This window comes from Streptomyces sp. NPDC059456 (genome assembly GCF_042750055.1).
Taxonomy (GTDB): Bacteria; Actinomycetota; Actinomycetes; order Streptomycetales; family Streptomycetaceae; genus Streptomyces.
In genome coordinates this window covers 1-9,885 of record NZ_JBHYVA010000288.1, presented here as the reverse complement: position 1 = coordinate 9,885, position 9,885 = coordinate 1, and the positions used below count along the sequence as shown (strand labels likewise).

Sequence of the window (9,885 nt, the reverse complement as noted above, 5' to 3'; positions counted from 1 at the left end):
TCTGTGTCTCGGTGGCGGTGGGTGACACCCAGCCCCCGCGCCCCAGCCTCTCAACGTCATATGGACGGCGTCTCCACCGCGCGAGGAGAGCAGGGGCGGCGGCAGGCGCGCCGCGGGCCGGCGCCGACGGAAACCCGCGAAACGCCGCAAGGCCCTGGCCGTCGCCGCGTGGAGCGCCGCCGGCGTGGTCCTGCTGGGCGGGGCGGGCCTCGGCTGGTTCTACTTCCACCTGAACGGGAACCTCAAGACGGTCGACATCGACCAGGCGCTCGGCACCGACCGCCCGCAGAACGTGGACAACGGCTCGATGGACATCCTCGTCCTCGGCTCCGACTCCCGCGGCGGCGCCAATTCCGAGTACGGCCGCGACGACGGCGGCTCGGCCCGCTCCGACACGGCGATGATCGTCCACCTGTACGAGGGCCACAAGAAGGCCACCGTCGTGTCCATCCCGCGCGACACCATGGTCAACCGGCCGCCGTGCACGCTGGGCAACGGCAAGACCGACCGCGGCAGCTCGCGCTCCCAGTTCAACGAGTCGTTCACCATCGGCGGGGCCGCCTGCGCGGTCAAGACCGTCGAGAAGATGTCGGGGATCCGCATGGACCACTACATCGAGGTCGACTTCACCGGCTTCAAGAAGATCATCGACAACCTCGGCGGCGTCGAACTGACCACCAGCAAGCCGATCAAGGACGGATCGAGCCACCTCGACCTCCCGGCCGGCCGCAACAAGCTGAACGGCGAGCAGTCCCTGGGCCTCGTACGCACCCGCAAGAGCGTCGGCGACGGCTCCGACCTGGGCCGAATACAGCTCCAGCAGGCGTTCATGAAGGCCCTGATCAAGCAGGTCAAGGGCATCGGAGTCTTCGACAACCCCAAGCGGCTGCTCGACCTCGCCGACACCGGCACCAAGGCGCTCACCACCGACAAGTCGCTCGGCGACGTGAAGTCCCTGATGGGCTTCGCGCAGAGCCTCCAGGGCATCGACGCCCAGGACATGAAGATGATCACCCTGCCGGTGGGCCCGGACGCCCGCGACGCGGACCGCGTCGCCCCGCTGGCCAAGGAGTGCAAGATGGTCTGGGACGCCCTCCTGGCCGACCAGCCCGTTCCCGCGGACGCCACCAAGGACTCGATGGGCGACAAGGGCACGGCGGGCTCGATCGTCCAGCAGCCGTAGCCGGCCCACAGTCCGGACCTTTCCGTAAAAGGCCTGCTCAGGGGCGTTCCGCGTGGACACGGAATAGATGCCGCTCCCGCCCCGTTGAGGGAGTCGTCCTCAGAATTTTGACAGGCAGCCCGGTCCTGGCAGACTGGTCTGTCGGCCCCGGTTCACGCAGTGCGCAATTCGGCTCCTGCGACCCGGCGCCCTCCCGAATCTAGGAGACACCTTGAAGCGCGATGTTCACCCCGAGTACGTCGAGACCCAGGTCAGCTGCACCTGTGGCGCGTCGTTCACCACCCGTAGCACCCTGACCGAAGGCACCATCCGTGCCGAGGTCTGCTCCGAGTGCCACCCGTTCTACACGGGCAAGCAGAAGATCCTCGACACCGGTGGCCGCGTCGCCCGCTTCGAGGCCCGCTTCGGCAAGGCTGCCGGCTCGAAGTAGCGAGCCCCCGGCGCCGGACCCCGGCTGCACCCTGTCCACACGGGGGCAGCCGGACCGGCGCCTTTGTCGTCCCGCAGCCCTTTTTCACACTTTTCACTTCAGGAGCCCCCGATGTTCGAGGCGGTCGAGGAACTGGTCGGCGAGCACGCCGACCTTGAGAAGAAGCTCGCCGACCCTTCGGTCCACTCGGATCAGGCCAACGCGCGCAAGCTCAACAAGCGCTACGCGGAGCTGACCCCGATCGTCGCGACCTTCCGTGCCTGGAAGCAGTCCGCCGAGGACATCGAGACGGCGAAGGAGTTCGCGGCCGACGACCCGGACTTCGCCGCGGAGGTGAAGGAGCTCAGCGCGCAGCGCGAGGAGCTCACCGAGAAGCTGCGCCTGCTGCTCGTCCCGCGCGACCCCAGCGACGACAAGGACGTGCTCCTCGAGGTCAAGGCGGGTGCGGGCGGCGACGAGTCGGCCCTGTTCGCCGGCGACCTGCTGCGCATGTACCTGCGCTACGCCGAGCGCGTGGGCTGGAAGACCGAGATCATCGACGCCACCGAGTCCGAGCTCGGCGGCTACAAGGACGTCCAGGTCTCCGTCCGCACCAAGGGCGGCAACGGTGCCACCGAGCCCGGCCAGGGCGTCTGGGCCCGCCTGAAGTACGAGGGCGGCGTGCACCGCGTGCAGCGCGTTCCGGCCACCGAGTCGCAGGGCCGCATCCACACCTCCGCCGCCGGCGTGCTCGTCACCCCGGAGGCCGAGGAGGTCGAGGTCGAGATCAACCCGAACGACCTGCGCATCGACGTGTACCGCTCGTCGGGCCCCGGCGGCCAGTCCGTCAACACCACCGACTCGGCCGTGCGCATCACGCACATCCCGACCGGCGTGGTCGCCTCCTGCCAGAACGAGAAGAGCCAGCTCCAGAACAAGGAGCAGGCGATGCGCATCCTGCGGTCGCGCCTGCTGGCCGCGGCCCAGGAGGCCGCCGAGCAGGAGGCCTCCGACGTGCGCCGCAGCCAGGTGCGCTCCGTGGACCGCTCCGAGAAGATCCGTACGTACAACTTCCCGGAAAACCGGATCTCGGACCACCGGACCGGTTTCAAGGCGTACAACTTGGACCAGGTGCTCGACGGCGACCTCGATCCGATGATCCAGGCCTGCGTCGACGCGGACTCGGCCGCCAAGCTCGCGTCCGCGACCTGATCCGCGCGCCCCGCAGCACCCTGCACGACCCCTGCTCGACCCCCCGTACGACAGCAGCCCGGAGGACCAGCGTGAACTTGCTGCTTGCCGAGGTGGCCCAGGCCACCCAGCGGCTGGCCGCCGCCGGCGTGCCCTCACCGCGCTTCGACGCGGAGGAGCTCGCGGCCTTCGTGCACGGCGTCAAGCGGGGGGAACTGCACCACGTCAAGGACGCGGACTTCGACGCCCGCTACTGGGAGGCCGTCGCCCGCCGCGAGGCGCGCGAGCCGCTCCAGCACATCACCGGCCGCGCCTTCTTCCGGTACCTGGAGCTCCAGGTCGGCCCCGGGGTGTTCGTGCCCCGGCCCGAGACCGAATCGGTCGTGGACTGGGCCATACACGCCGTCCGGGCGATGGACGTCGTCGAGCCGCTGATCGTGGACCAGTGCACGGGCTCCGGCGCCATCGCGCTGGCCATGGCGCAGGAGGTGCCGCGCTCGCGCGTCCACGCGGTCGAGCTCTCCGAGGACGCCCTGCGGTGGACCCGCAAGAACGCCGAGGGCTCCCGGGTCACCGTCCACCAGGGCGACGCGCTGAGCGCCCTGCCCGAGCTGGACGGCCAGGTCGACCTGGTGATCTCGAACCCGCCGTACATCCCGCTCACCGAGTGGGAGTACGTCGCCCCCGAGGCCCGCGACCACGACCCCGAGATGGCCCTGTTCTCCGGCGAGGACGGCCTCGACACCATCCGCGGCATCGAGCGCACCGCGCACCGGCTGCTGCGGCCCGGCGGCATCGTCGTCATCGAGCACGCCGACACCCAGGGCGGACAGGTCCCGTGGATCTTCGCCGAGGAGCGGGGCTGGGCCGACGCCGCCGACCACCCCGACCTCAACAACCGCCCGCGCTTCGCCACCGCCCGCAAGGCGCTGCCGTGACGGGCGCGACCCCCCCCCCCCCCCCCCTCGCCCCGCGCGCGCGCCCGGGGGCGTTGTCGTGGGCGTCAACTCGCCTTGAGTGAACCGGATTTGGACACGGCTGGATAACAGCGGCGCCAGCCTCTTGTCAGTGCAATTTCACATTACTATGTTACCGGTCACATCATAGAGCGCGGCCCTTCACTGGAGTGACCCATGACCAAGCGCACCCAACTCGCCCTCGCCACCGCCCTGGTGGCGGCACTCGCACTCGGTGCCTCGGGCTGCTCCGACCCCAAGAAGGGCTCATCCGGCGCCGGTGCGAGCAACCCCGCCGCCGGCAACGACGGCAAGGTCCTCGGCGGGACGCCGGTCAAGGGCGGCACCCTCACCGTGCTGTCCAACCAGGACTTCTCCCACCTCGACCCCGCCCGCAACTGGGTGATGCCGGCGATGGACTTCGGCACCCGCCTCCTCTACCGCACGCTCGTCACCTTCAAGGCCGAACCCGGCAAGGCCGGCAGCGAGCTCGTCCCCGACCTCGCCACCGACCTCGGCACCCCGTCCAACGGCGGCAGGACGTGGACCTTCACCCTCAAGGAGGGCCTGAAGTACGAGGACGGCACCCCCGTCAAGGCGCAGGACGTCAAGTACAACGTCGAGCGCTCCTTCGCCCCCGACCTCACCGGCGGACCCGACTACGCGGCCCAGTACCTCGCCGGCACCGAGGGATACAAGGGCCCCCTCCAGGGGCAGCACCTCGACTCGGTGAAGACCCCCGACGACCGCACGATCGTCTTCGAACTCAAGCGGCCGGTCGCCGAGTTCTCCGCCACCGCCACCCTCCCCACCTTCGCGCCGGTCCCGCAGTCCCAGGAGAAGGGCACCCAGTACGACGCCCGCCCGTTCTCCTCCGGCCCGTACAAGATCGAGTCGTACGACCGCGACAAGAAGCTGGTCCTCGTCCGCAACGAGCACTGGGACCAGAAGACCGACCCGGTCCGCAAGGCCTACCCGGACAAGTTCGTCGTCGTCATGGGACTCAAGGGCGGCCAGGTCGACGACCGCATCATCGCCGGCGAAGGAGCCGACGCCTCGGCCGTCGAGTACTTCAACATGCGCCCCGAGAGCGCCCTGAAGGTGCTGCCGAAGCCGGAGGTCAAGGCGCGGCTGCTCGCCGAGTCCCAGGGCTGTACGGTCATGCTCCACCTGAACAACTCCCGCGCCCCCTTCAACGACCCGAAGGTCCGCGAGGCCCTCCAGTACGCCGTCGACAAGGAGGCCGTGATCACCGCGGGCGGCGGGCCGGCCCTCAACGAGGTGGCCACCGCCTACCTGCCCCCGGCGCTCTCCGGCGGCAAGCAGGCCGACACCCTGAAGATCCCCCCGGCCGGCGACCCGGCCAAGGCCAAGGAACTGCTCAAGGCCGCCGGCAAGGAGAGCCTGAAGGTCTCCCTCGCCGTCTCCACCGGCGACAAGGGCAAGGCGGAGGCCATCCAGCAGGGCCTGGCCCGCGCCGGCATCGAGGTCGTGATCGACACCGTCGACCCCGGCGCGTACTACGACGTCATCGGGGACCTCTCCACCACCCCGGACATGACCTACACCGGCTGGTGCCCCGACTACCCCTCCGGCTCCACCTGGATCCCGTTCGTCTTCGACGGACGCACCATCAAGGACAAGGGCAACCAGGGCAACTACGCCCAGTTCCGCGACGAGGCCACCATGAAGCGGATCGACGAGATCAACGCCATGGCCGACGCCAAGCAGGCCAACCAGGCCTGGATCGACCTGGACGCGGACCTCATGAAGAAGTCCCCTGCCATCCCGGTCCTGCTGGAGCGCAAGCCGCTGCTGGTCGGCCCCAACATCGCGGGCGCCTACGGCCACCCGGTGTGGACCGGCACCATCGACTACGGCACCGTCGGCCTCAAGGACCCCTCGAAGAGCCAGGGCTGAGGACGAGGGAGCCCCCGACGCCATGACCACCACCGCGCCGGTCCCGGAAGACCGCGCCACCCCCGCCCCCGGCGCCGGCCCGGCGCCGGGCAAAGCGCCGGCCCCGCCTCCCGGTCCGGCCACCGCCTCCGCCACCGCCTCGGCCTCCGCCACCGCCCCGGCCTCCGGTCCCGCCACCGCCCCGGCTCCCGGTCCCGCTGCCGTACCGCCCGCGGCAGCGCACGGCAGCAGCCCCTGGCAGCTCGCCCGGCGGGAGCTGCGCCGCCGCCCCGCCGTCCGCGTCAGCCTCTGCGTCGTCCTCCTCTTCGTCCTGATGGCCGCCACCGCCCCCTGGCTGGGCGCGCTCGGCGGCTGGTCCCCCGAGGAGTTCGACAAGGCCGCCATCGACCCCTACCTCGGCGGCCAGCCCCTCGGCTCCCTCGGCGGGATCAGCCCCGAGCACTGGCTCGGCGTCGAACCCGTCACCGGCCGCGACCTGTTCGCCCGCGTCGTCCACGGCGCCCAGGTCTCCCTCCTGATCGCCTTCGCCGCGACCGCCATCGTCGTCGTCACGGGCACCGCCGCGGGGATCGCCGCCGGCTACTTCGGCGGCCGCACCGACACGGTCCTGTCCCGGCTGATGGACCTCACCATGTCCTTCCCCTCCCTCATCTTCATGATCGCGATGCTGTCGGTGGCCAAGGACGTCAACCGGATCGTGCTCATGACCACCGTCATCGGCCTCTTCGGCTGGCCCGGCGTGGCCCGCGTCGTCCGCGGCCAGACCCTCTCCCTCAAACACCGCGAGTACGTCGACGCCGCCCGCGTCGGCGGCGCGAGCTCCTGGCGGATCCTGACCCGCGACATCCTCCCGGGCGTCTCGGGCCCGGTCATCGCCTACACCACCCTGCTCATCCCCGGGATGATCAGCACCGAGGCCGCGCTCAGCTACCTCGGCGTGGGCGTGCGCCCGCCCACCCCGTCATGGGGCCAGATGATCGCCGAGTCCGTCGCCTTCTACGAGACCGACCCCATGTACTTCGTCATCCCGAGCGCCTTCCTCTTCCTCGCGGTCCTCGCCTTCACCCTGCTCGGCGACGCCCTGCGCGACATCCTCGACCCGAGGGGCGGCCGCAGTTGATCCTCTACCTCGCACGCCGGCTCCTCGCCCTCGCGGGCGTCCTGCTCGCCATCGCCGCCGTCACCTTCCTCATCTTCTACGTGCTGCCCTCCGACCCGGCCGCGGCCGCCTGCGGCAAGACCTGCAGCGCCGAACGGCTGGCCGACGTACGCGCCTACCTCGGCCTGGACCAGCCGCTGTGGCGGCAGTTCACCGACTTCCTCACGGGCATCTTCACGGGCCGCACCCTCGGCAGCGGCCAGTACGCCGTCCAGTGCGACTTCCCCTGCCTGGGCTACTCCTACGAGAACTCCCTGCCCGTGTGGGACCTGCTGATGGACCGCCTCCCGGTCTCCGCCTCCCTCGCCCTCGGCGCCGCCGCGCTGTGGCTCGTCCTCGGCCTCGGCGCCGGCGTGACCGCCGCCCTGCGCAAGGACACCGCCACCGACAAGGCCCTGATGGTCGGCGCCGTCGCGGCGGCTTCGCTGCCCGTCTACTTCACCTCCGTGATGCTCATCTACGGGGTGATCCGCGTCGCCGGGCTGCTGCCCTACCCCACCTACCAGGCCTTCACCGACGACCCGCTCGGCTGGGCCGCCAACCTGCTGCTGCCCTGGACCGCGCTGGCCCTGCTCTACGCCGCCATGTACGCCCGGCAGAGCCGGGGTTCCATGATCGAGGCCATGGCCGAGCCGTACATCCGCACCGCCCGCGCCAAGGGCATGCCCGAACGCACCGTCGTCGTCAAACACGGCCTGCGCTCCGGGATGACCCCCATCCTCACCATCTTCGGCATGGACCTCGGCGGGCTGCTCGCCGGCGCCGTCATCACCGAGTCCATCTTCGGACTCCCCGGCATCGGGCGGCTGTTCTACGGGGCCCTGGTCAGCTCGGACCAGCCGGTGGTCCTCGGGGTCACCCTGCTCGCGGCCTTCTTCATCGTCGCCGCCAACCTCGTCGTCGACCTCCTGTACGCCGTCATCGACCCGAGGGTGAGGTACTGATGGCCGCCCTGCTGGAAGTGCGCGATCTGCGCGTCACGTTCCCCACCCCGCGCGGCCCCGTACGGGCCGTCGACGCCCTCGGCTTCACGGTCGAGGCCGGGCGGACCCTCGGCATCGTCGGCGAGTCCGGGTCCGGCAAGTCCGTCACCTCGCTCGCCGTCATGGGCCTGCACCGGGGCGCCGAGGTCGGCGGCTCCATCGCCCTGTCCGGGCAGGAGCTCACCGGGATGTCCGAGAAGGAGCTGTCCCGGCTGCGCGGCCGGAAGATGGCCATGATCTTCCAGGACCCGCTGTCCAGCCTGCACCCCTACTACACGGTCGGCGAGCAGATCGCCGAGCACTACCGGGTCCACTTCAGGGCCGGCCGGGCCGCCGCGCGCAGGCGGGCCGTCGACATGCTCGGCGAGGTCGGCATCCCGGAACCCGCCCGCCGGGCCGGGGAGTACCCGCACCAGTTCTCCGGCGGCATGCGCCAGCGCGCGATGATCGCCATGGCCCTGGCCTGCGAACCCGACCTGCTGATCGCCGACGAGCCCACCACGGCCCTCGACGTGACCGTGCAGGCGCAGATCCTGGAACTCATCGCCCGGCTCCAGCAGGAGCGCGGCCTCGGCGTCGTGATGATCACCCACGACCTGGGCGTGGTCGCCCGCGTCGCCCACGAGGTCCTGGTCATGTACGGCGGCCGGGCCGCCGAACAGGCCGGGGCCGACGAGCTGTTCGCCGACCCCGCGCACCCGTACACCCGGAGCCTGCTCGACTCGCTGCCCCGGCTGGACGATTCCGACGACGAGCCGCTGCGGGCCATCCCCGGCTCCCCGCCCTCCCTCCTCGCACCCGCCCCGGGCTGCGCGTTCGCCCCGCGCTGCGGGCTCGCGGCCGCGGCCGGCGGGGAGCAGCGCCGCCGGTGTGACACCGAGCGGCCCGAGCTGCGGTCCCACGGCACCGCCGCGCGCACCGCCGCCTGCCATTTCGCGGGGGTGGGCCCCGGGCCCGGCGCCGCGCCCGATCCCGCCCCGGAGGCGACCCGATGACCGTAGAGGCCCGCCCCCCGGACACCACCGCCGCGGCGGACCGGACCGCGGCGGACCCGGCCCCGCCCGGACCGCTGCTGTCCGTACGGGACCTCACCATGGCCTTTCCCGGCCGGCGTTCCGCGTCCGGGCGCCGGGGGGCGCCCGTGCGCGCCGTCGACGGGATCTCCTTCGACCTCGCGGCGGGCGAAACGCTGGGCCTGGTGGGCGAGTCGGGCTGCGGGAAGTCCACCACCGGCCGGATGCTGGTGCGGCTGCTGGAACCCACCGCGGGCGTCATCACCTTCGACGGCAGGGACATCACCCGGCTCCCGCAGGGCAGGCTCCGGCCGCTGCGCCGCCACCTCCAGATGGTCTTCCAGGACCCGCACTCCTCCCTCAACCCCCGTCAGACGGTCGCCCGGATCATCTCCGACCCGCTGCTCGTGCAGGGCCGGTCGGCGGCCGACGCACGCCGCCGGGCGGCCGAGCTGATGGACCTGGTCGGGCTGATCCCGGAGCACATCGACCGCTACCCGCACGAGTTCTCCGGCGGCCAGGCCCAGCGCATCGGGATCGCCCGCTCCCTGGCCACCAGTCCCCGGCTGATCGTCGCGGACGAGCCGGTCTCCGCCCTCGACGTCTCCGTCCAGGCGCAGATCGTCAACCTGATGGAACGCCTGCGCCGCGAACTGGGCCTGGCCTACGTGTTCATCGCGCACGACCTGTCGGTGGTGAAACGGGTCAGCGACCGGGTCGCGGTGATGTACCTCGGCCGCATCGTCGAGATCGGGGAGAAGCACGCCCTGTACGGGAACCCCCAGCACCCGTACACCCGCGCGCTGCTGTCCGCCGTACCGCTGCCGGACCCGGCGGCGGAGCGGCGGCGCGAGCGGATCGTGCTGCTCGGCGATCCGCCGAGCCCGGCCGCCCCGCCCCCGGGCTGTACGTTCCATCCGCGCTGCCCGAAGGCGCAGGAGGTCTGCCGCACGGAGCGCCCGCTGCTGCGGATCGCCGCCTCTCGCGAGGTGGCCTGCCACTTCCCCGGTGACTGACGGGGATCCAGGGGAAGAGGGAGGGACCCGGAGCCGGCACGGCCGGCCCGGGGCC

Annotated in this window: 9 protein-coding genes; all 9 read left to right on the top strand. The window is 71.5% G+C overall.

The genetic code is table 11. The features are described from left to right. The first annotated feature begins 58 nt into the window (after positions 1–58). The 9 genes from ACFXA3_RS23595 to ACFXA3_RS23555 all read left to right on the top strand — a co-directional run bounded on the left by ACFXA3_RS23595 (position 59) and on the right by ACFXA3_RS23555 (position 9,830). Positions 59–1,183 (top strand): LCP family protein, encoded by a 1,125-nt coding sequence (locus tag ACFXA3_RS23595; RefSeq protein WP_385189736.1) that lies wholly within the window; start codon positions 59–61, stop codon positions 1,181–1,183. Between the two features lie 211 nt (positions 1,184–1,394). Further along, positions 1,395–1,613, top strand: a complete 219-nt coding sequence (gene rpmE, locus ACFXA3_RS23590; RefSeq protein ID WP_030153765.1) for a 50S ribosomal protein L31 — start codon at positions 1,395–1,397, stop codon at positions 1,611–1,613. 111 nt (positions 1,614–1,724) lie between these two features. Next, positions 1,725–2,804 carry a peptide chain release factor 1 gene (prfA, locus tag ACFXA3_RS23585; protein WP_385189730.1) on the top strand — a complete coding sequence of 360 codons (1,080 nt, stop codon included), beginning with the start codon at positions 1,725–1,727 and terminating at the stop codon, positions 2,802–2,804. Positions 2,805–2,875: 71 nt separating this feature from the next. Then, the gene (gene prmC / locus ACFXA3_RS23580; protein WP_385189727.1) at positions 2,876–3,721 is read left to right on the top strand and encodes a peptide chain release factor N(5)-glutamine methyltransferase; all 846 of its coding nucleotides are present in this window, start codon (positions 2,876–2,878) and stop codon (positions 3,719–3,721) included. A gap of 195 nt (positions 3,722–3,916) precedes the next feature. Next, positions 3,917–5,659, top strand: a complete 1,743-nt coding sequence (locus tag ACFXA3_RS23575; protein ID WP_385189724.1) for an ABC transporter substrate-binding protein — start codon at positions 3,917–3,919, stop codon at positions 5,657–5,659. A 22-nt stretch (positions 5,660–5,681) separates the two neighbouring features. Then, positions 5,682–6,779: an ABC transporter permease gene (locus tag ACFXA3_RS23570; RefSeq protein ID WP_385189721.1), complete on the top strand. Its 1,098-nt coding sequence runs from the start codon at positions 5,682–5,684 to the stop codon at positions 6,777–6,779. After that, the gene (locus ACFXA3_RS23565) at positions 6,776–7,762 is read left to right on the top strand and encodes an ABC transporter permease (protein ID WP_385189718.1); all 987 of its coding nucleotides are present in this window, start codon (positions 6,776–6,778) and stop codon (positions 7,760–7,762) included. Before ACFXA3_RS23570 ends, ACFXA3_RS23565 begins: the two co-directional genes overlap by 4 nt. Beyond that, the gene (locus ACFXA3_RS23560; RefSeq protein WP_385189715.1) at positions 7,762–8,796 is read left to right on the top strand and encodes an ABC transporter ATP-binding protein; all 1,035 of its coding nucleotides are present in this window, start codon (positions 7,762–7,764) and stop codon (positions 8,794–8,796) included. The genes ACFXA3_RS23565 and ACFXA3_RS23560 overlap by 1 nt, the downstream gene beginning before the upstream one ends. 98 nt (positions 8,797–8,894) lie before the next feature. Further along, on the top strand, positions 8,895–9,830 hold the full coding sequence (locus tag ACFXA3_RS23555) for an ABC transporter ATP-binding protein (protein WP_385189733.1): 936 nt from the start codon (positions 8,895–8,897) through the stop codon (positions 9,828–9,830). The last annotated feature ends 55 nt before the right edge of the window (positions 9,831–9,885 follow it).